General features: G+C 37.7%; 22 protein-coding genes. 17 read left to right on the top strand and 5 right to left on the bottom strand.

Annotation, left to right across the window (positions count from 1 at the left end):
• Window positions 1-10: 10 nt before the first annotated feature.
• A complete protein-coding gene (locus tag O4O04_RS19075) occupies window positions 11-2,647 on the bottom strand; it encodes a [protein-PII] uridylyltransferase family protein (RefSeq protein WP_272533482.1) in 2,637 nt (878 codons plus the stop codon).
• 70 nt (window positions 2,648-2,717) lie between these two features.
• Between O4O04_RS19075 and O4O04_RS19070 the strand changes: the two genes are divergently transcribed.
• From O4O04_RS19070 to map, 5 genes are all read left to right on the top strand, one after another.
• Window positions 2,718-3,200 carry a hypothetical protein gene (locus tag O4O04_RS19070; protein ID WP_272533480.1) on the top strand — a complete coding sequence of 161 codons (483 nt, stop codon included), beginning with the start codon at window positions 2,718-2,720 and terminating at the stop codon, window positions 3,198-3,200.
• A 54-nt stretch (window positions 3,201-3,254) separates the two neighbouring features.
• Window positions 3,255-4,430 carry a glycoside hydrolase family 172 protein gene (locus O4O04_RS19065; RefSeq protein WP_272533479.1) on the top strand — a complete coding sequence of 392 codons (1,176 nt, stop codon included), beginning with the start codon at window positions 3,255-3,257 and terminating at the stop codon, window positions 4,428-4,430.
• On the top strand, window positions 4,415-5,350 hold the full coding sequence (locus O4O04_RS19060; RefSeq protein ID WP_272533478.1) for a sensor domain-containing diguanylate cyclase: 936 nt from the start codon (window positions 4,415-4,417) through the stop codon (window positions 5,348-5,350). Before O4O04_RS19065 ends, O4O04_RS19060 begins: the two co-directional genes overlap by 16 nt.
• A 149-nt stretch (window positions 5,351-5,499) precedes the next feature.
• Entirely contained in the window at window positions 5,500-5,865 is a 366-nt protein-coding gene (locus O4O04_RS19055) for a phage holin family protein (protein WP_272533477.1), read from the top strand.
• Window positions 5,866-5,886: 21 nt separating this feature from the next.
• Entirely contained in the window at window positions 5,887-6,633 is a 747-nt protein-coding gene (gene map / locus O4O04_RS19050) for a type I methionyl aminopeptidase (RefSeq protein WP_272533476.1), read from the top strand.
• Here the strand turns inward: map and O4O04_RS19045 are convergent.
• A complete protein-coding gene (locus O4O04_RS19045; RefSeq protein WP_272533475.1) occupies window positions 6,630-8,378 on the bottom strand; it encodes an ABCB family ABC transporter ATP-binding protein/permease in 1,749 nt (582 codons plus the stop codon). The two genes, map and O4O04_RS19045, sit on opposite strands and share 4 nt — an antisense overlap.
• A gap of 244 nt (window positions 8,379-8,622) precedes the next feature.
• Here O4O04_RS19045 and O4O04_RS19040 point away from each other — a divergent pair, with 244 nt between their 5' ends.
• On the top strand, window positions 8,623-9,129 hold the full coding sequence (locus O4O04_RS19040) for a 6,7-dimethyl-8-ribityllumazine synthase (RefSeq protein ID WP_272533473.1): 507 nt from the start codon (window positions 8,623-8,625) through the stop codon (window positions 9,127-9,129).
• 78 nt (window positions 9,130-9,207) lie between these two features.
• Here the strand turns inward: O4O04_RS19040 and O4O04_RS19035 are convergent, their stop codons facing one another.
• Window positions 9,208-10,794, bottom strand: coding sequence for a methyl-accepting chemotaxis protein (locus tag O4O04_RS19035; RefSeq protein WP_272533471.1), 1,587 nt, complete (start codon window positions 10,792-10,794; stop codon window positions 9,208-9,210).
• A gap of 213 nt (window positions 10,795-11,007) precedes the next feature.
• Here O4O04_RS19035 and O4O04_RS19030 point away from each other — a divergent pair, with 213 nt between their 5' ends.
• The 11 genes from O4O04_RS19030 to O4O04_RS18980 all read left to right on the top strand — a co-directional run bounded on the left by O4O04_RS19030 (window position 11,008) and on the right by O4O04_RS18980 (window position 22,919).
• Window positions 11,008-11,676, top strand: a complete 669-nt coding sequence (locus O4O04_RS19030; protein WP_272533470.1) for an START domain-containing protein — start codon at window positions 11,008-11,010, stop codon at window positions 11,674-11,676.
• Between the two features lie 10 nt (window positions 11,677-11,686).
• Window positions 11,687-13,018, top strand: coding sequence for an Lcl domain-containing protein (locus O4O04_RS19025; RefSeq protein WP_272533468.1), 1,332 nt, complete (start codon window positions 11,687-11,689; stop codon window positions 13,016-13,018).
• A 151-nt stretch (window positions 13,019-13,169) separates the two neighbouring features.
• The gene (gene hrcA / locus O4O04_RS19020; protein WP_272533466.1) at window positions 13,170-14,201 is read left to right on the top strand and encodes a heat-inducible transcriptional repressor HrcA; all 1,032 of its coding nucleotides are present in this window, start codon (window positions 13,170-13,172) and stop codon (window positions 14,199-14,201) included.
• Between the two features lie 126 nt (window positions 14,202-14,327).
• Entirely contained in the window at window positions 14,328-14,978 is a 651-nt protein-coding gene (grpE, locus tag O4O04_RS19015) for a nucleotide exchange factor GrpE (protein WP_272533465.1), read from the top strand.
• A gap of 26 nt (window positions 14,979-15,004) precedes the next feature.
• Window positions 15,005-16,954: a molecular chaperone DnaK gene (gene dnaK / locus O4O04_RS19010; RefSeq protein ID WP_272533463.1), complete on the top strand. Its 1,950-nt coding sequence runs from the start codon at window positions 15,005-15,007 to the stop codon at window positions 16,952-16,954.
• 3 nt (window positions 16,955-16,957) lie between these two features.
• Complete coding sequence (gene dnaJ / locus O4O04_RS19005) at window positions 16,958-18,091, top strand: molecular chaperone DnaJ (RefSeq protein ID WP_272533461.1); 1,134 nt, start codon at window positions 16,958-16,960, stop codon at window positions 18,089-18,091.
• Between the two features lie 21 nt (window positions 18,092-18,112).
• Entirely contained in the window at window positions 18,113-19,072 is a 960-nt protein-coding gene (locus O4O04_RS19000) for a Gfo/Idh/MocA family protein (RefSeq protein WP_272533459.1), read from the top strand.
• A gap of 76 nt (window positions 19,073-19,148) precedes the next feature.
• Window positions 19,149-19,706 (top strand): YqgE/AlgH family protein, encoded by a 558-nt coding sequence (locus tag O4O04_RS18995; RefSeq protein ID WP_272533458.1) that lies wholly within the window; start codon window positions 19,149-19,151, stop codon window positions 19,704-19,706.
• 148 nt (window positions 19,707-19,854) lie between these two features.
• Window positions 19,855-21,162, top strand: a complete 1,308-nt coding sequence (locus tag O4O04_RS18990) for an adenylate/guanylate cyclase domain-containing protein (protein ID WP_272533456.1) — start codon at window positions 19,855-19,857, stop codon at window positions 21,160-21,162.
• A 3-nt stretch (window positions 21,163-21,165) separates the two neighbouring features.
• Complete coding sequence (locus O4O04_RS18985; RefSeq protein ID WP_272533455.1) at window positions 21,166-22,527, top strand: PP2C family protein-serine/threonine phosphatase; 1,362 nt, start codon at window positions 21,166-21,168, stop codon at window positions 22,525-22,527.
• A 65-nt stretch (window positions 22,528-22,592) separates the two neighbouring features.
• Entirely contained in the window at window positions 22,593-22,919 is a 327-nt protein-coding gene (locus O4O04_RS18980) for a hypothetical protein (RefSeq protein WP_272533453.1), read from the top strand.
• Between the two features lie 25 nt (window positions 22,920-22,944).
• On the opposite strand, the gene O4O04_RS18975 is transcribed toward O4O04_RS18980, so the two are convergent.
• Window positions 22,945-24,102: an LIC_12337 family protein gene (locus O4O04_RS18975; protein WP_272533452.1), complete on the bottom strand. Its 1,158-nt coding sequence runs from the start codon at window positions 24,100-24,102 to the stop codon at window positions 22,945-22,947.
• Between the two features lie 8 nt (window positions 24,103-24,110).
• A complete protein-coding gene (locus O4O04_RS18970) occupies window positions 24,111-24,317 on the bottom strand; it encodes a hypothetical protein (protein ID WP_272533451.1) in 207 nt (68 codons plus the stop codon).
• Between the last annotated feature and the right edge of the window lie 165 nt (window positions 24,318-24,482).

Below are 24,482 nucleotides of genomic sequence, written 5' to 3'. Positions count from 1 at the left end.
CAATCATCTCCTAAAAATATATCTCTTGAATCATATCAGATTTTTGGTTAGAGAGCAAAAGGTTTGCAGCTTGAAAAATTTTCTGCCTAAGCTCAGTTAATTGCTTCTGATCTTCTAACTTAGATCCTGATTTATCTAATAAATAGAAAGTGTCATAAGCAAAATCTGCACTTGTCGCAACTCTTGCAAAATGAATTTCTATTCCCTGCGATAATAACACTTCCAGTATTCGATAAAGAAGTCCGATCGAGTCAGACAATCGGATTTCTAAAATTGTATAAATTTCATTTGCGGTGTTGTTGAATTCTACCATCTCATCAACCAATCCTTCCGGGACTTCCGTCTTCTCTGACCATTTGTTGGACAGCATCGCGGACTCTTCTAGATTGATTCGCCCAGCTAGGGTTCCATCTAAATTGCTTCGAAAGATATCTAAAGTATTAGATGGAATATCTCCTGAACCAATTGAATCAGTTACCAAAACTTGACTGATGAGAAAATCATCTCTATCATCTGTTAAACGAAAGGGTCGCATTCCAACGAGATTCAAATCTAATGAACTCACAGCTCCGGCAATATGCAATAAAACATCTCGGCGAAAATGAGAATAAACAGTTATTGTAGTATAGGAAGGTTCCTTCTCATATTCAATATTGAATAGCATGCTATTTTGTTTTAGAACCTGCAGTTGAGTAAAATGCTGAAGAATCCTTCTATGAGTATGGAAATTCAAATACGATGTAGGCTTGACATTTTGTGCAAAATCACAAACCGCAAAAACTATATTATCTGGCAGTTGTTCTTTTGATTGTAAGTAGTTCTTAAGGCCTTGAATATTTGACTCTTCTGTATCAAAGGTTTTACTTCCGCCGTCAAGAAATTCCTTTGTGGATATGTACAATCTGTACAAGATATCTTTTTTCCAATTGGTTAAAATGGAAGGCCCAACAGATTTGGTGTCTATAATTGTTAGAACATACAATAGAGACAATCGTTTAATATCCGTTACAATCTCTGCAAATTCTTGAATTAAATTTGGATCAAAGATATCTCGTTTATTCGAGATTTCGGACATATCAATATGGTGAGCTACCAAGAAACGAAACAAGTCTGTTTCCGAATCCGAAAGAGCCAAGCGATCGGATATTGCCAATGCTAGTTCAGATCCATATTGACAGTGATCTCCCTCTTTTACTTTGCCTGCATCGTGAACAAGTAGAGCGAGATACAATATATGGATCTTCTCACAATTTGCAAAAACTTCTAAAACTTCTTTATCTGGATAATCTCCACTGACTAGTAAATCCAACTCTCTAAGAATCAATAGGCTATGCTCATCTACAGGATATTCATGATGGTAGCTAAATAATGGGAAATTTGTACATGCTCCGAATTCTGGAAACATCGCTCCCAATATATTGGCATCATGCATAACGCTTAGCATTTTTCCAACATTGCGAAGATTCTTAATTAAAGTTAAGAAATGCTCGATAACTATTTTACTATTTTTGAAATCATCATCTAAGAAATTGGAAGCGAATCTTAGTTCATTCAAGAGGGTGGGCGATGGCTCTTTGCCTTCTTCCTGACAAATAAGAAAAACACTGATTACATCTTGGTACAAACTGTCCGGATTAGCGAACAATCTTTCTGAATGCGGAGGATATAAATATTTATCTGTTGTAACAAGTTGCAATCCATATTTTGAAATGGTTCGATGACTAGTTGCAGTCGGACGGAATGCACGGTAATCAAGATAAGTTGCTATAAAGTGGTAAACTTCTTTCTGGTATTTGTAATAGGTTGATACAAAAGATTCAAGAGAATTCAAACCTCGTGGCCCAAATCCCATTTCTTCTGCAAGATCGGGTTGTAGGGCTAGATCCAGTCGGTCATTCTTTCTTCCTGATATTTTATGTAGAATCACTCTCGTTCTTAGAAAGAAATCATAAGCTTGGACAGCAAGTAGTGTATCACCATGTGTAAAAAAATCGAAAATACCCGTTCGTCTAACATTGATATTTTCATTGAGGGTTTTTTCAATCCAATAGATTGCTTGGATGTCTCGAAGTCCAAGCGGACCGTTTTTTATATTAGGTTCTGTAAGAAGCAGGGGTGTGTGACTGGATAAAATATTCTTTTCTAAACTGTCTAATTTTAACTTATTGTATCCATTTACTAGATCTTGTGGGAAATTTTCTAAAAAATCCTTTTCGTACTTAGCGTACAATAGTTCCGAACCAACAAGATAACGTGAATCGAGAATCGCATGAAAAGTTTGGATGTTATCAATATATAGTTTAGATTCTTCTATAGTTCTACAAGTATGTCCGACTTGCATCCCAGAATCGTAGAGAAAATTATTGATTCGAGAGATTACTTCACTCAATAGATTTTCTTCCATATTGTCGTGAAGATAAAGCAAATCAATATCTGAATGCGGAGCGAGTTCCATCCGTCCGTATCCACCAATTGCGATTAAGCATAATTTATCCCATATCAATTTTTCTTTATTTATTGTATGGAATAATCCAGTAATGGAGGAATCGATAATATAAGAAATCTGTCGTGTCAGAAGGCGACCAGATAAGTTATTACTGCCTTTACTGAGTGTTCTTTGGATTCTGGATGGGAGGTCGAGCTTCATCTTGGATTCTAATATGAGTTTTTTTTCTTATAGGATTCCGTCCATAAGATATTGCAGAGTCCAACTAAGTATGCTGTACTGTCGATTCATATTAAAATATACGCTCGCTCATATACCAACCTACCTGTTCTTCGGAATCCTTGGTTATACGTTTGTCAATCATGATTTCTATATAGGATCTGAGCCAGTTTTTGCTTCGTTTCTGGTAACACCGAACCAACCAGAATTATGGAACAGCGCAAGAATTTGGATGATACCAGCACAATTTCTGAGAGCCCTGATTATTGGATCAACAATGTTCCTTATTCGGGAATCACTTTTTCAATCTTCGTTTTATCAGAGAACTTTTATTGTTTTTTGCATTTATAGTTTAGTGGGTGGATTGGCTTCCGATGTACCAGCGCCTGGCACTATTGAAGGTTTAGTTTATATGCTTCCCAATATTGAATTTTCTGTTCATTTTATTGTCCTAACAGAAGTTGTTTTACAAGGATTCATTTCTTCGCTGATTTTTTCTTACTTAATTAACAAAGATAAATTCCTAAATGCTTGATAAAAAATTGAATTAAAATAGAATTGGTGCTTGTTTTGGATTGAGCTCAACTCTATGATTTGGAAATTTATTATTTATACATTTATAATTCTTTTCCAAATCCAAGGAATCTATGCAGATTCTCTTTCGGAATTATGGCAAAAAAGGCAAAACTATGATAACTATCGAGTTTCTTCTTTTGATAAGTCGGGAGGAAATGATGATTTTGTCAAAATTATACCAAATGGTATATATGAGTTAGCTGATTTAAAAGGTTCTGGAATCATCCGACATATATGGATTACTTTATGGTCCAAGGATAAAATGATTCTTCGCAATGCCGTGTTGAGAATACACTGGGACGGCCAAAAGCATCCGAGCGTTGAGGTTCCTCTTGGGGATTTTTTCGGACAAGGTTGGGGTGAAGAATACATTATGAACAGCCTACCGATTGTTGCCGCTCCAAAAAAAGGAAAAGGTCTCAACTCCTATTTTTCTATGCCCTATTCAGATGGAGCAAAAATCACAGTAGAGAACCAATCTTCAGAAGAAATCGGAAGTTTTTATTTTTATGTAGATTATGAAAAAAGAAATGATATAACAAAAGATAGTCCAAGATTCCATGCAAATTGGAGAAGATCTACAACAAAGCCTGAGACAAATGATGATCGTGAGAATGATCGCGCTGTTCTTGGCCCAATGCATAAGGGCAAAAAGTCCCTGGCTGGCAATTTTGTTTTTGCTGATATCGAGGGAGACGGTCATTTCGTTGGGATACAATACTATGTTGATTCACCAACACCTCTCTGGTATGGAGAAGGCGATGATATGATTTTCATTGATGGAACTTCTTGGCCTCCGCGCTTGCATGGAACGGGAACTGAAGATTTTTTCAATACGGCTTGGTGTCCTAAGGAAGTTTTCCATCATCCTTATTTTGGTTATCCTCGTGTTACGGAAAGCATTGGTTGGCTCGGGCGAACTCATATCTATCGGTTTTTTTTGGAATCACCGATTCGTTTCTCGAAATCGTTTGTTGGAAGCATTGAACATGGGCATGGCAACTCTCTTAGTTTAGATCTAGCTGCGGTTGCCTATTGGTACCAGACTTTACCCAATAAAAAATTTCCAGAATTACCATCCGTTCAGAATCGGCAGAACAAACCTGCAATAACCGAAAATGATATACATAGATGGAGAGACAGTTACAGAAAGTCCAAAGGTGGAGGGGAAATATGGGGGAATCAGTAACCGTGATACCTTCTTCCCTTTTTGAAGAGATCATTGCGAAAGCATTGGATGCAGTTTGGGTTATCAATGAAGACAATGAAGTAGAATTTATGAACCCCGCTGCGGAAATTTTGTCTGGTTACACCAAATTAGAATTAGTTGGTCAGTCTTTTTCTACAATCATTCCTCCTAATTATGCCGGTGATCATTTAGAATATATTCGCAATTATTTGGATCGAAATACAGATGATAATTCAACAGTCTTAGGTAAAGTTCGGGAATTCTATATTTATTCAAAAGATAAAGTAGCGATTCCTATTGAATTAAAAGCTTTTGAAATTGGAACCAATGTCGGCGAAAAACGTAAATTCGCCGGTATCATGAGGGATATTCGAGCACGGAAACAATTAGAAGAGAATCAGAAAATGACGATGGTTACTCTTAAGAAGCTGGCTTTTATTGATGAGCTAACGATGATTCCTAATCGTAGATCATTTTACGAAACTTTTAGAAAACTACTTGCAGGTATTCAGAGAAAGCATCGATTTGCAGTTATCGGACTAGTAGATATCGATAACTTCAAAGAGATCAATGACAAGTATGGTCACGATATAGGAGACATGGTTCTGATCCATGTCTCAAAAGTATTCATAGAAAATCTGCGCGAAGAAGATACTGTCGGAAGAATTGGTGGAGAAGAGTTTGGATTGCTACTTCCAGAGACAGATTTGGAAGGAGCTTATATTGTATTGGAGCGTCTAAGAATCGCTGTTAAGCAATATAAGTTTTTTGTTTTTGAGAATTTCTATTTAAATGTTACAATTAGTACAGGTTTTGTAAATATTGGATCAGAACAAACTGTCGAAGAGATCATCAAATGTGCAGATATTGCATTGTATAAAGCAAAATCTGCAGGAAAAGATATCGTTTCTAGCTACTAATTTTGTTATTCTATTATTGCTCAGTACTACTTATTCAATCATACACCTTTCTAGAGTTCAAAAAGTTCACAAATCTAATTTAAGTTAAATTTATTTGATTGATCCAAAATCCGGGGATAGATTAGTCTAAAGGACAAGAGGACTCACAAATGGTTTCACTTATATTATCAATTCTCCTTCAAGCAGCGGTTGTCTGGTATGTTTTTCCATGGATCAATTCTTCATTTCATGTCAATGGACAATTTGAGAGTGCGGTTGTGGTTGTTTTGGTTTTTATTTTGCTCAACTGGATAATCCGTAAGTTATTTTTTATCTTTACGCTTGGAATTGGTTTAGTTTTCTATTATCTATCATTAGGATTATTAGGATTGGTTGCAAACGCAGTCGTTTTACTTTTAATTGCTAAGTTTTTTCCAAAATTATTATCAGTTCCCGATTTTGGAACTGCTTTCTTGGGTGGATTGAGTATGGCCCTAGCAGCACTTGTTATGGGACATGAAAGATCACGAAAGTAAATTGTAACGAGGTTTTAGAGAATGTCAATTTCAAACGATGAAGAATTATCAGGAATCCTGAAAGCGGGCAAGATGGTTGCTCGCATAAGAGACGCTATGCGAAATTTTCTAAAGCCAGGAATGACTACATTTGAATTAGATGATTTTGCTCGAAAGCAATTCGCAATATTTGGTGGAGTTTCTGCACCCAAGCAAGATTATAATTATCCTGGCTATACTTGCATTAGTTTGAATGACGAAGCCGCTCATGGACTTCCATCCAAAGATAGAAAAGTGAATTCGGGTGATCTAATCAATATCGATGTCTCAGGCCAGCTTGATGGATTTTATGCTGATACAGGAATTTCGTTTGTCGCATGTAGCACAGAAACCAATAAATGGACTCATTTATGTGATGCTGCTAAAAAGAGTACATTAGCTGGAATCAAACAAGCAAGAACAGGAAATCTATTGCGTTATATTGGAAGATCTATTCATGAAACTGCGAAAAATGAAGGTTATACGGTAATAAAAAATTTAGCAGGTCATGGAACCGGTAGAAAATTGCATGAAGCACCGGAAGTTCTAAATTTTGAAAACAAAAGAGAGAAAAAAATTCTAAACGAAGGTCTCGTACTTGCTATTGAATCATTTGTCTCAAATGGTTCAGAGTATGTTTATGAGGAACGAGATGGCTGGACACTCAAAACACCAGATGGTTCCCGGGTTGCTCAATTTGAACATACAGTAGTCGTTACTAAAAAAGGTGCAATCATCGCAACTGTTTAGATTTTGGATTCCACTTTGTTTTCTTTTTGTTGGATTCTCCAAAGATTAGCATATACTGAATTCATTTGAATCAGTGAATCATGGGTTCCAGTTTCTACAATTTTTCCTTGTTCTAAGACTATGATGGCATCTGAATCAACGATCGTCGAAAGGCGATGCGCAATGACCAGGCTAGTTTGACCTTTGCTTACTTCGGCAATAGCTTTGAGGACAAATTGTTCGGATTGACTATCTAGAGAAGAAGTGGCTTCATCAAAAACTAAGATATGCGGTCTTTTCAAAATCGTTCTAGCTATTGCAATTCGTTGTTTTTCTCCTCCACTTAGTTTTAATCCTCGTTCGCCGACAATTGTCTCTAATTGGTTAGGCAATGATAGTATAAAATCTTCAAGATGTGCGAGACGAATTGCATCCCAGATTTCTTCCATGGTTGAATCGATTCTTCCATATCGAATATTTTCAAGAATTGTCGTATTGAATAAAACCGTATCTTGTGGAACGATACCTATAGACTTGCGAAGAGAAGATTGACTTATATTTCGAATGTCTTGCCCGTCAATGCTTATGCATCCTTCATTGACGTCGTAAAAACGAAACAACAGTTTTACTATCGTAGATTTCCCCGATCCACTGCTACCGACCACTGCTAGTTTTTGTTTCGGTAAAACTTCGAAGTTCACATTCTGAAGTATGGTTCGATTCGCATCATAGTGGAAACGGACAGATTCAAATTTGATTCTTCCTTCTCGAATTTCTAAATCTTTGCAATTGGGTTCATCCTTTATGCTTGGTTTTTGATCAAGCAACTGGAACATTTTTTCAATATTGGTTAATGAGCCCTTAATTTCGCGATAAACAAATCCCAATAAATTCAATGGAATGAAAAGCTGCATCATGAAAGCATTCATTAATACAAAGTCGCCTAACGTCATCGTTGCATTAATTACATTTATTGCAGCAAGAATCATTATAGCTGTCATTGCAAGAGAGACAATCAATGCTTGTCCTCCATTCACAACAAAAAGAGATAGTCGGTTTTTTCTACGAGCAGTTTCCCATTTTTCGAGATCCTCATCATATCTTGACACTTCATACTTCTCATTGGAGAAATATTTAACAGTTTCATAATTCAAAAGGCTATCAACAGCTCTGGAATTGCTTTCGGAATCTGCTTTATTGGCTTCTCGAATAAATATGATTCGCCAATCCGTGACGATCACTGAGTAGGTAATGTAAAGAATGATTGCAATCAATGTGATTATCGCAAACCAAATAGAATAATTGATAATCAATATGCCTATCACCATCGCGATTTCTAAAATGACAGGTACAATATTGAATACCATAAATCTCAAAAGAAAGCTTATTCCCGATACTCCACGTTCGATATCTCTAGATAAACCGCCTGTACTTCGATTGAGATGGAATTCCAGATCTAAATTGTGAACATGTTCAAAAACCTTCAATCCAATCTTGTGCATGGCTCGCTCTGTTATCCTACCAAATAATGTATCTCTAATTTCACCAAACATAACATTGGCGAATCGGAGCAATCCATAAGTTACGAGCAATCCAACAGGAAGACTAATCATTAAATAACTGGATTTGATTGAGTCAAGATCATCAACTAAGTCCTTTAGTATGAAAGGAATCATTACGGTTGCAAGTTTTGCCAAAATCAGAAAAAGTATCGCAACTAAGACTCGAAATTTATGTTCCAAAAGATACGGTAATAGCGATTTCAAAGTTCCCAATTGAATAGGTGAAGAGTCCTCGACAGATGCAAATTTTTGACCACGCATTCTTAGATGGAAAAATACTAGAGAATCTAAGACAAGATGTTAATTGGATTTTAATCTAAATGTTCGGAGCTGAATTATAACGACACTCTATAAAAATGTAACCGACTCCAATTTGATTTATAAAAGATGGACAATTCATTCATATTTATGAATATCAATAATACACGGAATTTTATACTTAAGGAAATTGATTCCTTATAGATGGTTAGAAATTATCCAAGAGGTAGAAAAGATGGAAAAATTAATTAATACTAAGAGAAGAATAGCTTTCATACAAGCTTCCTGGCACAAAGATATTGTTGATCAAGCTAGAATTTCATTTACGAACGAAATTCAAAATGCAGGTTATGATTCCAAAGACATTGATTTTTTCGAGGTTCCCGGGAGCTTTGAGATTCCATTGCAAGCAAAACTTCTAGCTAAATCAGGGAAATATGTTGGAATCGTAGCGGCTGGATTTGTCATTGATGGTGGCATTTATAGACATGACTTTGTAGGTCGTGCCGTCATCGAAGGCTTGATGCAAGTTCAACTGGAAACATTAGTTCCAGTTTTATCAGTTGTGCTGACTCCACACCATTTTCATGAACACGAAGCACATAAGAATTTCTATTTTGATCATTTTAAGTTAAAAGGTCTTGAGGCAGCTAAAGCTTGTTTACAAACCTTGAAAAATATTCAAAATATAAATTAGTTAAAATTCAATATTTTTTCTTTTTATCAAAATAGATTTAGAGATTAGAATAAATCCCCTAATGAATTTAAGAATTTTCTAGGATTCTTCAGTATTAATTTTATTAATTAACTCTTCTGTCTGATTTAGGAATAGATGCAATGTATCAAATTTCGAAATCCAGCTCGAAAGATATGCAGCAGATTGAGATAGATTATTTATACTCTCATTGGTTGCATCGATTGCGCTGGATTGTTCTTTCGTTGAGTCACGAACAAAATGAGCCTGTTCGCTTAACTGTTGTATGGATTGAATGATTTTATCTTTCTCCCCTTCAAAGATTCCAAGGGATTCCAAACCTTTGTCTAGATTTTTGTCAATTAGAGAGAATCCGTCAAAGATGTTCTGGAATGTTTCGTTTACTTCAAAAACAGATTGTGTACCGTCTTCGGTTTTCTCTAAACTATGATTGATTTTTTCGGCAATTTCTTTCGTATGATTTGTTGATCTACTAGCCAATTTACTAACTTCATCGGCAACTACCGCAAAACCTTTTCCTTCTTCTCCTGCTCTTGCTGCTTCGATCGATGCATTTAATGCAAGTAAGTTGGTTCTGGATGCCAATTCATTCATAACTTTTAGCGTCCCAGCAATATCTTTTGCAGATTGATTGATATTACTCATCGAACTTTTTGTAATTTGAATTACGCCTCTGCCTTTGTCCAAGTCTATATTCAATTGCTTAATGCTTTCTTTGATTCGAAGGATCAGATTTTTAAAATCTTCAAATTCCAATTGAAGAACAGTTGCTTGCTTTTCTGCAGATAGAACTTGTCCTTGTTGCTCTCGGGTTGTATCAGAGATTTTTCGGGAAGCTGCGGAAATTTCTTCCATGGCGGCAGACGATTCTTCCGACGTTGACGCTTGTGTTTCCAATCCTTTCTGCAACTCGGATAAGAATTCATTCGCAAAATCTTTGAGCTTGTGAATTTGGTCTTTGGAATTTTGAAGACCTATGAGAATTTCTTGGTTTTTCTCATTGGTATTTCTAGCTTTGGATTCATTTGCTCTTGATTCCTTTAGATATGTATTCATGATTTTGGTTGCTATACATAGAATGGCGATCGTACCTAGGAAAAATAAATTTCCATTGATTAGGCTAACGAGATTCATTTCATTCTTTCCAAAACCATTATCCATTGCATAAACATAACCTTGATTCGATGCGAAGGCTAGAAAAGCAATCTCAGCTAAAAAGATTAAACTACCAATGATAACACTAAACCGAAAATTATTTCTCAATGGCATTAGAGCAGCAAAGATTAAAAAAATCATAAAGATTCCTTTCCCCTTCATTTCTTGCTCTAATCCATCGTCAGTAAAAATAGATGTAATGATTCGAATTATGAGAACAACGAGAACATCTGATACAGCAGAAAAGTAAATCATCCAGAAAGGCAACTTGCGATACTTTAGCAGAAAAAATGACAGAGTCGTTAGAACGAAAAAATAGGCTGTTGATAGATAGTAGGCGATTATGGGAATGGTCCAGCCATTTGTCAAGGTTCCAATGACTGATGCTAACAAGAATAGTCCTGTTAGATAGAATCTTACTTGAACAGCAACTCGCTCGCCTTTGAATGTGATTGCTTGTTCGATTTCCTTTTCATCCATTGAATTTTCCATTACCTATCTCCTGGAAGCCATAACGTAAGAATCAATATCCTAGTCCAATAAGCAACATTAATTCTGTTCACATTCACTGATTCTTTTTTTGTTAAAGATCAAAGTTAGTAAAGAAATTTGTTGAATGAAACATAAGGATTGTTTTATTATAATTAGAACGATCGACAATCCAATCTGATTGTAAAAAGTCGAAAATAAATTTAGGACAGAATTATGAATTTAAGCTTTATAAAAACCGAAATGATATTTTTCCTTCTGCTGGCATTTGGTGCAAGCTCAGTCTATTCTCAGAGTACGGAATGGAAAGAAGCTAAAAAGAAAAATGGAATTACTGTATTAACTAGAGAATATTCAGGATCCAGTATAGATGAATTTATGGGTAAGACGGAAGTCGAGGCGAGTCTTTCACAGGTTGTAAGTCTGCTATCCGACCCAGCCGCGTGCGAATATTTGTATTTCAACTGTAAGGAACTGGTTGTGCTTTCTAACGCGAATAACAGGGCAGTTTTCTATTTGCGAAATGGGGCTCCTTGGCCAGTTGCCAATCGTGATGTTGTAGTTGAGCGTTTGTTGAATCAGAATCCGAAAACCAAAGTGATCACCATGAAGCTTAAGAAAACCGAATCTGTTTCTAAGCCGTCGCCTTCTGGAGTTGTTCGTATCGAAGAATTTGACGCAGTTTGGCGACTGACTCCACTTTCATCAGGTAAAGTTCGTGTCGAATACCAAGCACATTTTGAGCCAGGTGGATCGGTTCCACAATCTGTAATCAATCTTGTAATCACCGATACTCCTTACAACACTTTAGCGAACATCAAGAAAGTCGTTGGTGAAGGCAAATTCAGAGAGGCTAAAATAGATTGGATTGCAGAATTGGAATAAAATGTGCCGATTGGTTTTAATTTTATTATTTATAGCAGTAAACATTCAATGTTTATTTTTTAGAGAGAACGATTTAGATCCTAATTCTGCGTTCGGAAATTTGTTATTTCTTGCTAGGCTGCAGGGCAATTCTTCTTCCGTTCCTACCATTAGTTTTCAGCCACCTGGCGGATTCTATGATTCCTATCAAGAAATCAGAATTTCGAGCACGTTGGAAAACGCGAGCATCCATTATACGATTGACGGCTCTGAACCAAATATTGATTCGCCTATCTACACAAATCCTTTTTCTATTTGGAATATGGCAGGTAGAAATATTATAGCAGTTGAATCGCGAGATGGAGAAATTGTTGGAAAGATACGTGATAGTGGCTTCTATAAATATCCAAACCTCAAAACTGGTGCTGGGATACTAACAAGTTACACTTTAGTAAATGGCGAAGACGGGCAATTGCAATCGGGAATTGAACGAAGTTATACTGGACCAACTCAACATCCAATCTATACAGATGATTATACGACAAGAGATAATGCAACTGGACTAGTATGGAAATCTTGTGTTCAAGGGTTAACAGGAGCGAATTGTTCTGGGGGTGTTGTCCTACCGATGACCTGGCAGGATTCTCAAACAGGATCCAATGGATGCAAATCTTTAAACACCTTGAATGGGGGTGAAGGTTACGCAGGATTGAAAGACTGGAATTTATCTACTCTAACTGAATTACAAAGTCTAGCAAGCTTTGGAAAAGAAACACCAGCAACTATTGATGAAATCGCTTTTCCTGCAACTCCAGGTGGAAACACTTTGTCCAGAACCGAAAGAGATTTGACAAATGCTTATCCCGTGGACTTTTCTTTCGCTTCAGGAGGAATTTTATTGAAGTCAAGTTCGGGTAATGTTCGTTGCGTTTCAGGATCAGATCAAAATTTTCGCGGATATCAATTCATGGATCTAAGCAACGGAACAGTTGAAGAGCTCAGAACAGGATCCATTTGGCAAAAATGCCTTGCGGGTCAGGACCCCGTAACTTGTGATGGTCTGTCCAATACTTTATCGTGGACACAAGCACTCGACTATTGTGATAATTTACAACTTGGCGGGCGATCTAACTGGCGCTTGCCTAACCGCACAGAACTCAATTCTTTGATTGATTACCGAATTCAATCCGGTATAAAGATCGATCTTGCTTTTTTCCCAAATGCTACAGGTGACAATGTCTGGACATCTACCACAAATGCTATAGATAAGACTCGAGCTGCCACAACGGGTTTTGGAACAGGCGTTGGAGTAGTTGATTTCAAAACTACTCTCAACCGAGTTCGTTGCATTTCTGATCCTTAATTCCTCTAAATTTTTAGCAGTCTGATCGATAGACTGCGAATTTTTTCGCTTTTTCTTGACATTTTTTCAAAAAATCCGATCTTAGATGTAAGTCTTGGCACTCTAATACATAGAGTGCTAATGGAGAGACTGAACTGAGAATGTAGAGCCAATGGAACTTTCACCAAGACATAGAGTCATCTTAAAGTCCTTAATCGACGAGTTTGTCGCAGACAATCGTCCTGTGGGATCGAAGACCCTCTGGGAACGGTATGATATTGGATTATCTCCGGCTACAATTCGGAGCGTTCTCAAGGAATTAGAAGACTGGGGATATTTGCTCTCAAGGCATACATCCGGTGGTCGAGTGCCAACAGATCGAGGATACCGATTCTACGTAGATAGCCTAGTTGGTCTCTATGAGCTGACTCTTAAGGAGAAGCAGAGAATCCAGGAAGAATATCTTAAGATGCAGTTCAAGCTGGATCAGATTCTAGTGGCTACCAGTCGAGTTCTATCCAACTTGACTTGCAATGCGGGAGTTGTTCTTGGCCCTGAAAAGAATTTGGATACGCTCAAGCATGTTGAGTTGATTCATGTGAATGGCGGTGAAGTTCTTGTAATTCTTGTTATGCGATCAGGAACTGTGATCAACAGAAATATTTTTCTGGATGCACATGTTGGACAAGAATCATTATACAATATTTCTCGCTATCTCAACGAGAATCTTGCGGGCTATGATCTCAATGAGATCCAAGCAAGTGTGATTCCTACGCTAAGAATTCGTAGGGATGGACCAGAAGATTTCAATCATGTTGCGGATCTTCTCCATGTTGCCTTTCAAATGGATAATAGCTATGATGATAATATCTATATTGATGGGCTTAAGAATTTGGCTGATAATTTTCGAGAAGAAGAACATAGGTTGCATAAGGTTCTTTCTCTAATGGATGAGAAACAGTTTTTGAAAAAATTCTTCGGAGATTATGTGAATCAAGATGGGATTTTTACAATCATTGGGAAGGAAGGAGATGACTTCCTGGGTGGTATGACCATCATTGCGACCAACTATAAAATGGGTGAGAAGAGGATTGGATCAATGGGAATTATTGGTCCACAGAGAATGAACTATCATAAAACACTTCCTTTGCTTGAGTTTACATCCAAACTTGTAAGTGAAATGATAACAAAGATTAGTCGATAAAAAAAGTGAAAGTGGAAAATTACATGAATATGAAAAATATTATGAAAGATTTGAAAAATATAAGCAGAATTGATCGGAATAGGGAATCATTATAAATTATAGTTAGAAGATAAGAAAGAGGTTATTATGTCAGAAGAAATGAATACAGATACGTTGGAGACTATGGAATCAAAAAACGAAGAGTTTACAAATGGAGAGAATTTGAATGGAGAAGGTTCCGCGAAGGGATTTTCACCTGAAAATAACTCGGAAGTTTCCGCGAATTCGGAAGCAAGTAATACAGAAATTACAAGAGAGATGGAATTGGAAGAAGAACTAAAGAAAGCTCGACAAGAGGCAGAATCTTTCAAAGATTCTTGGCAACGAGAAAGAGCAGAATTTACGAATTATAAAAGGCGAACAGCGGGCGAGCTCATGAATTCAAGAAAAGAAGCTGTAAAAAACTTCATTCATGAATTGCTCAATCCGATCGATAACCTTGATCGAGTTACGGCTGTTAAGACAGAAAGCCAAGAATTCAAAGCATTCATTGATGGAATCGCAATGGTGAAGAAAGAATTTATTGGCATTTTAGACAAGGAGGGAGTAAAAAAAATGGAACCAGTTGGTGAAGCATTTGATCCCATGTTGATGGAAGCAATTGCCTCAGAAGAATCAGATGATTATTCGGAAGAAACAGTCATTGAAGTTTTTCAACCAGGCTACTATTCAATGGACGGGGACAATAAGCAGTCTATTCGTCCGGCTCGTGTAAAAGTGGGCAAACCTAAAGCTTAGTTTTTATAAAAGAAGGAGAAGAAAATATGAGTAAAGAAAAAATTATAGGTATCGATTTAGGAACAACGAATTCATGTGTTGCTGTTATGGAAGGTGGGGATCCAGTTGTTATCCAAAACTCTGAAGGAGCAAGAACAACTCCATCGATCGTTGCATTTAGTGCAAAGGGAGAAACTTTGGTTGGGCAATTTGCGAAGAACCAAGCTATCACCAATGCTACTAACACAATTCGATCTGCGAAGAGATTTATCGGACGAAGATTGAATGAAGCAAGCGAAGAGATGAAGCATGTTTCCTACAAAGTAATTCGCGCTGGCAACGACGGCGTAAAATTTGAAACAGCACAAGGTGAATTCACACCACAAGAAATTTCCGCAAGAATTCTTCAAAAGATGAAGAAAACTGCTGAAGACTATCTAGGTCATGAAGTAACCAAAGCTGTAGTAACCGTTCCTGCTTATTTCAATGACGAGCAACGTCAGGCAACCAAAGACGCTGGAAGAATTGCTGGTCTTGAAGTAGAAAGGATCATCAACGAACCTACTGCTGCAGCACTCGCTTACGGTTTTGACAAGAAACAAACCAATGCTAAGATTGCTGTCTATGATTTGGGTGGTGGAACTTTTGACGTATCCGTACTTGAGTTAGGTGATGGAGTTTTCGAAGTAAAATCTACAAACGGTGATACTCACTTAGGTGGAGACGATTTTGACCAAGCGATCATGGAATGGATGATTGCAGAATTCCGTAACCAAACAGGAATCGATGTTTCTGCAGATAAGAACACAGTTCAAAGACTGAAAGAAGCCGCTGAGAAAGCAAAGATTGAATTGTCTGGAACAACAACAACTCAGATCAATATTCCTTTCATCACAGCTGATGCTTCAGGTCCTAAGCATTTGGACATGACACTGACTCGTGCGAAGTTTGATGATCTAAGTAAGAAATTGGTAGAAAGATCTAGAATACCATGTATCAACGCATTGAAAGACGCAGGTCTGTCTGCTTCCGATATCAATGAAGTGATCTTGGTTGGTGGTTCAACTCGAATTCCAGCAGTACAAGCATTGGTAAAAGAAATCTTCGGACGTGAACCGAATAAATCTGTAAACCCAGATGAAGTGGTTGCGATCGGTGCTGCAATTCAAGGTGGAGTTTTGGCGGGTGATGTAACAGACGTTCTGTTGCTTGATGTTACTCCGTTATCTCTTGGAATTGAAACATTGGGTGGCGTTATGACCAAGCTCATAGAGAGAAATACAACGATTCCTACAAGAAAATCGCAAGTATTCTCAACAGCAGCGGACAATCAGAACGCAGTTTCCGTACATGTAATGCAAGGTGAGAGAGAGATGGCAAAAGACAACCGAACACTCGGTCGTTTTGATCTTCTCGGAATTCCACCAGCACCAAGAGGAGTTCCTCAGATTGAAGTAACTTTTGACATTGATGCAAACGGTATCGTTCATGTATCTGCAAAAGATCTTGGAACTGGCAAAGAACAAAAAATCAGAATTGAATCCTCGTCTGGTCTCAGCGAAGATGAGATCAAGAAAATGGTTCGTGATGCAGAATTGCATGCTGAAGAAGATAAGAAACTTAGAGAACATGCAGAAGCTAAGAACGAATTAGAAAGCATCACTTTCAGCTTAGAGAAAACTGTTAATGAGTCTGGCGATAAGCTGGGTGAATCAGAGAAACAACTTGCTCTAGATGAAATCAAGAGAGCAAAAGAAGCGATCGAATCCAATGATCTTCCACGCTTGCAAAGCGCTAAGGAATCGATCTTAAAAGTTGCTAATGATATTTCAACTAAGTTGTATTCACAAGGTGCACCAACAGGCGAAGAAGGTCCTTTCCCTGGAGGAAATCCTGGTGGTGATGCAGGTGGTTCTGGTCAAGACAACGGTAGCTCAGGTAACAATGAAAAGGTTGTCGATGCCGATTATACGGTAGTGGACGACGAGAAGAAGTAAGCCATGGCTGAGAGAAGTTATTACGAAATCCTAGGCGTCGCAAAAGGCGCCTCGGATGACGAAGTCAAATCTGCCTATCGGAAGCTTGCGATCAAGTACCATCCTGACAAGAACAAAGGCAACAAGGAAGCTGAAGAGAAATTCAAAGAAGCTACCGAAGCCTATGAAGTGTTACGCGATCCTAAGAAAAAGGCTGCGTACGATCAGTTCGGTAAAGCTGGGGTCAATGCTGGAGCGGGTTATGGGCAAGGTGGATTTGGACAAGGTGCCTATACTGATTTCTCAGATATATTTGGGAATTTCGAAGATATATTCGAGGGTTTCTTTGGTGGGCAAGGACAAGGCGGGCGTAGTGGATCACGGCGTGGTGGTCCTCAACGAGGTTCTGATCTAAGATACAATTTAGAGCTTGGACTCGAAGACGCAGCACTTGGTAAAGAAGTAAAGATCGAAATACCAAGAAATGAAACCTGTACAGATTGCAGCGGATCTGGTGCGGCAAAAGGAAGTACACCTTCCACTTGTCCAGATTGTGGTGGATCAGGTCAAGTTCGAAGAACACAAGGTTTCTTTTCTGTAACGACAACTTGTCCGAGATGCAGTGGTCGGGGTAAAGTGATTACCAATCCTTGCAAGACATGCCATGGAGATGGAGTCGTTGAGAAACGAAGAACCATCAATATCAAGATTCCTCCTGGTGTTGAGAACGGTAGTCGACTCAAAGTCAATAACGAAGGTGAGGCTGGACCAAACGGTGGTCCTCATGGTGACTTATATGTCGTAACTCATATTCGCAAGCATCCAGTATTCGAGCGAAACGGAAGTGACTTAATCGTTACCAAAACGATTTCCCTTGCGATGGCTTGTCTAGGTGGCGAAATTGATATTCCTACGATCGATGGCAAAACCATTTCACTTAAGATTCCTGAAGGTACAGAATCCAATCAAGTTTTTCGTATGAAAGGGTTGGGGATTCCTTATATCGGATCGTATGGAAAAGGGGATCAGCATGTGATTGTGAAAGTGGAAATACCGAAAAAACTTTCCAAAAGACAAAGAGAACTACTTGAAGAATTTGCGAAGGAATCTGGCGAAAAGCTTGGCTCAAAAGGAAAAAGTGGCTTGTTTTCCAGATAAGCTACTTAAGGATATATTTTTATGAAAGATAAAGTCCGTTTAGGAGTGATCGGAACCGGTCACATGGGACAGTATCATGTGAACGTTGCTAAGCAACTCACAGATGCTGTGTTAGTTGGAATATACGATGCGGATTTGGAACGATCTAAGCTTATATCCGAAAAACATAAATCAAAAGCATTCGCAACAGTAGATGAAATGTTAAAAGAAGTGGATGCGGTTGTTATTGCCGCTCCAACTTTTTTGCATCATAAACTTGCGAAGCAGGCTCTTGAGGCTGGAAAGCATGTTCTAGTTGAGAAGCCAATTGCAGAAACCGTGGATCAAGCAAAAGAAATTGTTGGCATTGCCCAGAAAAACAAACTCGTTTTGCAGGTTGGACATATTGAACGCTTCAATGGTGCAGTCCTTGAACTCGGCAAAATTATCAATAGTCCATTGCTTATTGAATCCAGAAGACTCTGTCCATACAATCCCCGCATAAAAGATGTAGGCGTTGTTCTGGATATGATGATCCATGATATCGATATTGTACTCAATCTAGTCAAATCCCCTGTAAAGTCCGTTAGTGCAAAAGGCAACAAAGTAGTATCTGATCATGAAGATATAGCTTCGGTTGTAATTTCTTTTGAAAATGGATGTGTTGCCAATATGAACGCTTCGCGTTGTACGCAGGCCAAGATTCGAACATTGAATATCTCCGAAAAAGATACTTATGTATTCTTAGATTTTACAGATCAAGAAATAGAACTGCATAGACAAGCGAGTTCCAATACTCAACTAGGTAACGGTGAGATAAAATATAAACAAGAATCTATTGTAGAAAAGATTTTCGTTCATAAAGATAATCCGCTTAAGCAGGAGCACGAACATTTTGTTACATGTATCTTAAATCCTGAGACCAAATACATTGGCGGAGAATCTGATATAAAAACGCTGGAAGTAGCTCATCAGATCTTAGAAGATATTTCCAAAAAGTGAATCCTGGAAATTCTAAAAATTTGAGTCTAATAGCCAATTGATGTTCGCTAGTTTCTTATATAGGATGGTATAGGATATGGAAAAGCCCGCTTCAACAAAAGGTCTAGTTCTTATTTCTAACTCTACTGTTGTTACCGACTTCTTTCATAAGACAGTCATATTCATGGTTGATCATGATGATACCGGTGCTTTCGGAATTGTTCTTAATAAAAAATCTGATAATACAATTCGAGAGATCGTGAAGAATGTTCCTGACGTTCCATCGGCTGAAGATCCAGTCTGGATCGGAGGCCCTGTGGACAGTATGTTCGTTTGTATGGTTCACCGAGATGCAAGTGCCATTGATCCCGGCGTGGAAGTGATGCCTGGAATCTTTATGGGCAGAAGTTACGAACTCTTGATGTATCTAACTGAGAATAATTGCGAATTCCGGATCTTTCAAGGTTATGCCGGGTGGGGTGCCGGACAATTAGAATCCGAATTTGATAGGTTCTCTTGGGTTGTTCATAAACCTACCGAAGAATTGATATTCAATGATTTGGATTCCGATGTTCTATGGAAGAAGTCCTTGGTTGAAAAAGGTGGAATCTACAAATATTTTGTTGAGCATACCAAAGATCCAATGTTAAACTAGATTTCTCTCAGATAAGTTTCTCTAACTTAGTTATTTCTATTTTTCTTTTCCGAATTCACGATTTTCGTGGGAACAATTTGTACAATTAAGTAGAAATTATTTATTTACTTTTGTTTAAGTTGTGTAACCTTTAGAATTCGAGTTAACTATGATAAAGAAACTTCAGTCCACGGATGCATACAAACAAATTTTAAAAGAAGAACAGACATATGGATTGCGCAAAGTCAATCAGATCAGGTATCTATTTATCTTTCTATTTAGTATTCCCATCTACGCAAATTCCCTAACGGATCACGGTTCAATTCTTCCGAATCTTATTGCGATTTCTGCATATACTTTGGTTACAATTTTGCATACTTGGGTGATTTATAAAGGTTGCGATCTCCACAAGTCTATTTCAAGTTATATTGCGATTTTTATTGATTATGTTATATTAACTTCGCTTTGTTATTACTATTGGCAACGAGAGTATCCGGAGAATTTCGCATTCATTGTCAAGAATCCACTTCTATTGTATTATATGTATCCTATTGCCTTATCGGCTTTGGAATTTAAATTCAAGCCGCTGATTTTCTCGATTGTGCTTGCTATATCTGCATATTTATGCATGGTCTGGATTGGTTTGACTGTCGATATGCCGATTGCAAAAACTTGGAAGGAATATGTCACAGGAGACGGCATGCTAATCAGTGATATTCAGAGTAAGCCTTTGTTGTTTATCACAGCTGGTGGTGCAATGCTATTTGCAATATATAGAGTTCGCGTGCTGTTACAAAAGACTGGAGATTTAGAGTCTAAAAAGGCATTACTTGCTAGGTATTTCTCACCTTCCGTGGTCAACGAATTGACAGAGAATGATTCAGCCGAGAGTGGAGATGTCTTAAAAAGTAATCGAAAATATGCTGTTATACTATTTTCCGATATTCGAAAATTTACAAATCTCTCGGAAAATATGGATCCTCAGGAGCTTGCAAACTTCTTGGCTGAATACCGAACAAATATGCTGGACTGCATATTCTCGGAAGGCGGAACCTTAGATAAATTTGTCGGCGATGCTGTTATGGCTGTATTTGGAATTCCAACTTCAAGAGGAGAGAATGAAGAGAATCACGCAGCCGTACGTTCTGCACGAAAAATGTTGAATAGACTCAATGAAATGAATATTAATCGTAAGTCGAAGGGTCTAGAGCCGATTCATATAGGAATTGGTCTTCACGCGGGTATTGTCTTTTCGGGTAATATTGAATCGGCGGGACAGATGGAATATACTGTAATCGGTGACGCAGTAAATGTTGCATCGCGATTGGAATCATTGACAAAAGAAAAGAGTGTCGATATTCTAATATCCGAAGAAGTTGCGAGTCATTTAGACAGTTCATACAATTTGTTGGAACTGGGTTCTACCGAAATCAGAGGGAAAAGTCAGAAGGTCAAAATTTTTTCATTAGGAGAGTAAAGAATGAAAGCTAATTTACCACCAGATGAAGAAGCAAGATTAGCTGAGTTGAAATCTTTCCAGTTGTTGGATTCAGCGACCGAGCAAGATTTTGATGATCTCGTAAAAGTAGCGTCCCAGATTTTGCAGACCCCGACTGCCCTTATTAGCTTAGTTGATTCAGATCGTCAGTGGTTCAAAGCAAAGGTTGGAATGGAATTGGACGAAACCAATCGAGATATAGCATTCTGTGCCCATGCAATACTTGATCCCAAGGAACTTCTAGTTGTACCAGATGCAACTAAGGACAAAAGATTTAGTGATAATCCTTTAGTTACTGGATCAAACGGAATTCGATTTTATTTGGGTGCTCCTCTTATTACTCAGAACGGTCATGCGATAGGAACCTTATGTGCAATCGATAGAATTCCAAGAGAAATCAATCAAGAGAAAATGGAGTGCTTAAGGATTCTCGCCAAACAAACAATGGCGCAAATAGAATTGCGTTTATTGACCGAGAAATTAGCCGACGAAAATATTGAACTTGCATTTGCTCAGAATGAGCTCGCACGTTATCATAGCCGCATTAGTAGTGATTTAGAAAATGCAATTGAGATACAAAATTCTTTGATGCCAACACAATACCCTACATCAGATGAATTTATTATTCATTCATATTATAAATCGATGGATGAAGTTGGGGGAGATGCAATTGGGGTATATCAGCCTAAGGATGGCGATTACTTTGATATATTCTTTTCTGATGTGTCTGGACATGGAATATCCGCTTCCCTAGTTTCTGCAATGAGTCTGATGATTTTTAATATCATTGCCGAAGACAAATTAACACCTTCTCAAATATTGAACAATATGCACGACAAAATGATTTCCCTTCATTCTATACATCATTTCATTTCATGTTGTTATGCTAGATATATTCCTTCTGAAAAAAAATTGCAATATTCTTACGGTGGCCATTATCCGATTTTACTTTATAGAAACGGAGAGCTATTAGAATTGCCCGGAGTCGGAACTCTATTGTTGACTCAAATGCCTCCTGATCATGTTAATTATGATATTCAGCTTGAACCAGGAGATAAGTTATTTTTTATTTCAGATGGTTTTTTTGATGTTTTTAATTCTAAAATGGAACAATTGGGATGGAAAAGAATTAAGGATTGGATACTGGAGCATTCTTCTAATCCAGAAGTTTTAGAATTAGGGAAAACGAATAAAAAACCTAAAAATTCTAATGTAATAATATCCGAATCTTCGCAAGTTCGAAACGATATTTTCCCAATTGGGAACTTAGTTGATCGAGTTATAAATTTTGCAAATGGGGATATTTCCGACGATATGACTCTGCTAGTTTTAGAAATCAACTAATTTTCAGGTATTTACTATTGCTCCATGTTCTTGACAATCTCTGAGAGAAATCGATACTAAGCACTATGAGCCTTAGAATAATTATTCTCATCATTCTTTTTTCCAGTTTGAGTAATTGCGGACAGATGATTCTCGTTAATGATCCAGTTTTGGATTTATTGGAAGAGAGTGATTCTGAATCTAGGTCAACCCAAAGCTCGAGCAGTTCTTCAGATGGATCTTTCAATGGAAGTGATAATGGTCTAGGTAGCCCATCAGGTTCAGATTCCTATTCCTCAGACACCGGTGGATTCACAACTTCACCAACCGGAACCAGCTCATCTGGTTCCACAGGAACTTCAGCAGGTGGGGCTGCAGGATCGGCTCCCGGCGGAGCTACCGGAAGCAATTAACTATTTATTTTAGAACAGTTTCGAATTATGGAGGTGTTGAAGCCTTGAAACTAATTGCAGCATTGGAAGGAACTCCATCAATAAATGCTTTTGATGTGATTTCGGATTGATCTAAAGTTCCAGCATCACTATAAGTTCGTTCGAAAGCACTATCCACGTTAGGTGTTCCTTGATTGGGAGAAGGATAAGAAGCGGGAACGTCGGCAGTCGCAACCTTATCTCTCTCGAACCCGACGTCATTGAATAAACCGTAATTGTTGTTAGTTCCCGAGAATGCACAAAAACCTTCTCTTCTCTCGTTATTTCCTGTCCAACCATATTTAGCGGTAGTTAGAAATGGAGATTGGAATTTCTGCATATAAGCTAGCGTATAATATAAATTATCTCCAGCTCCACATACAGCGTTTATGTTGCTAACTGTAAAAAAGCTATTATTTGCAAGACTGATTAGATTGGTTCTTGGAACACGAACAGCTGTCCTAAAACAAAGTTGCTCATTGTTCAAAACTTCATCTAGAACCACTCGCCCAACATCAGTTATATTCTTAGAAGTAACAGGAATCGCTTTCCAAGTATAAACTTGTCTTCTTGTTCCGTTTGCTCGCCTGAAAATAAACGTTTCAATTACCGAATTTGCATCACCAAAGTTTAAACTATTCGTCGTTTCTAGCTTTGGTAAATTATAATATAAAAGAGCACCATTTTCATCCAATGTATCAACACTATTAAAGAAAAGTTGAAGAGCAGGAGTATTAGAAGTATCTCCTGGAATCCAAATTTCAAATCGATTGGCAAAAGTTTTGTTACCTGAAAATGCTCCAGAAGCAACAGAGAAATTCGCACTTAGATCAATTTTGATATTTACTTTTTTACCATTTCCGAAATCTACATCCCTGTAGACTTGATTGTCACCCAATCGAAGCAAACCATTATCTCTCATATTTGCAAGGAGTTGGTCTATAAAAGTAGAGTTGCCTCTTGCCCATTGTGCTGATCCACGAACAAAACCCCAATCATTCTCTGCTGCATGGATAACAGAAAACAGTCTATCTGGATCAATTTGCCAAGCGACTGGATGTGCAATTTCAAACCAAGGTGTCTTTCTTATCGGAAGACTAATTGTGCTAACAATTGTTAAAATTGCGATTGTAAGAAAGATATTTTTTTTATTGAATAATTTCATTGGATCACCTAGTTACTTCCAATTCCTGGTGGAACGCAGATTGCAAAACTAGTCTTATAGTTGCAACCATCTCCGACCAGACGAGACGAAGCACCCAAAAGCAATAAAAGAAGATTCTCATCATCAGAGTCTGATTTGCTTTTACACTGATAGCCTAGAATAAGAATCATTCCTAAAGTAAGAATTGTAATGGTTTTTCTGGTAAATTTCATCATTTGAATTTATTAAAATTTTTATTTTCAGTCAACAGATTTTCTCAACAATTGATCCGTGAATGAAACGTCACTGGAATCCGCAAAAATGAATTAAAACTCGCAGAAAAATGAAGAAGTAAAAACAGGTTGACAGAGCATTTTTTTGCTATCAAATAGGAAATTCAA

This window comes from Leptospira sp. GIMC2001 (assembly GCF_028462125.1).
Lineage (GTDB): Bacteria > Spirochaetota > Leptospiria > Leptospirales > Leptospiraceae.
The sequence above is the reverse complement of the archived record's forward strand: the minus strand, read 5'-3'. Positions and strand labels throughout refer to the sequence as shown.

Coding starts and splice junctions, on each gene's coding strand:
- O4O04_RS19075 (WP_272533482.1), bottom strand. CDS start 2,647: ATGAAGCTCGACCTCCCATCCAGAATCCAAAGAACACTCAGTAAAGGC.
- O4O04_RS19055 (WP_272533477.1), top strand. CDS start 5,500: ATGGTTTCACTTATATTATCAATTCTCCTTCAAGCAGCGGTTGTCTGG.
- map (WP_272533476.1), top strand. CDS start 5,887: ATGTCAATTTCAAACGATGAAGAATTATCAGGAATCCTGAAAGCGGGC.
- O4O04_RS18975 (WP_272533452.1), bottom strand. CDS start 24,102: ATGAAATTATTCAATAAAAAAAATATCTTTCTTACAATCGCAATTTTA.
- dnaJ (WP_272533461.1), top strand. CDS start 16,958: ATGGCTGAGAGAAGTTATTACGAAATCCTAGGCGTCGCAAAAGGCGCC.
- O4O04_RS18990 (WP_272533456.1), top strand. CDS start 19,855: ATGATAAAGAAACTTCAGTCCACGGATGCATACAAACAAATTTTAAAA.
- O4O04_RS18980 (WP_272533453.1), top strand. CDS start 22,593: ATGAGCCTTAGAATAATTATTCTCATCATTCTTTTTTCCAGTTTGAGT.
- O4O04_RS19060 (WP_272533478.1), top strand. CDS start 4,415: ATGGGGGAATCAGTAACCGTGATACCTTCTTCCCTTTTTGAAGAGATC.
- O4O04_RS19070 (WP_272533480.1), top strand. CDS start 2,718: ATGCTGTACTGTCGATTCATATTAAAATATACGCTCGCTCATATACCA.
- O4O04_RS18985 (WP_272533455.1), top strand. CDS start 21,166: ATGAAAGCTAATTTACCACCAGATGAAGAAGCAAGATTAGCTGAGTTG.
- O4O04_RS18995 (WP_272533458.1), top strand. CDS start 19,149: ATGGAAAAGCCCGCTTCAACAAAAGGTCTAGTTCTTATTTCTAACTCT.
- O4O04_RS19030 (WP_272533470.1), top strand. CDS start 11,008: ATGAATTTAAGCTTTATAAAAACCGAAATGATATTTTTCCTTCTGCTG.
- O4O04_RS19000 (WP_272533459.1), top strand. CDS start 18,113: ATGAAAGATAAAGTCCGTTTAGGAGTGATCGGAACCGGTCACATGGGA.
- O4O04_RS18970 (WP_272533451.1), bottom strand. CDS start 24,317: ATGATGAAATTTACCAGAAAAACCATTACAATTCTTACTTTAGGAATG.
- grpE (WP_272533465.1), top strand. CDS start 14,328: ATGTCAGAAGAAATGAATACAGATACGTTGGAGACTATGGAATCAAAA.
- O4O04_RS19065 (WP_272533479.1), top strand. CDS start 3,255: ATGATTTGGAAATTTATTATTTATACATTTATAATTCTTTTCCAAATC.
- hrcA (WP_272533466.1), top strand. CDS start 13,170: ATGGAACTTTCACCAAGACATAGAGTCATCTTAAAGTCCTTAATCGAC.
- dnaK (WP_272533463.1), top strand. CDS start 15,005: ATGAGTAAAGAAAAAATTATAGGTATCGATTTAGGAACAACGAATTCA.
- O4O04_RS19035 (WP_272533471.1), bottom strand. CDS start 10,794: ATGGAAAATTCAATGGATGAAAAGGAAATCGAACAAGCAATCACATTC.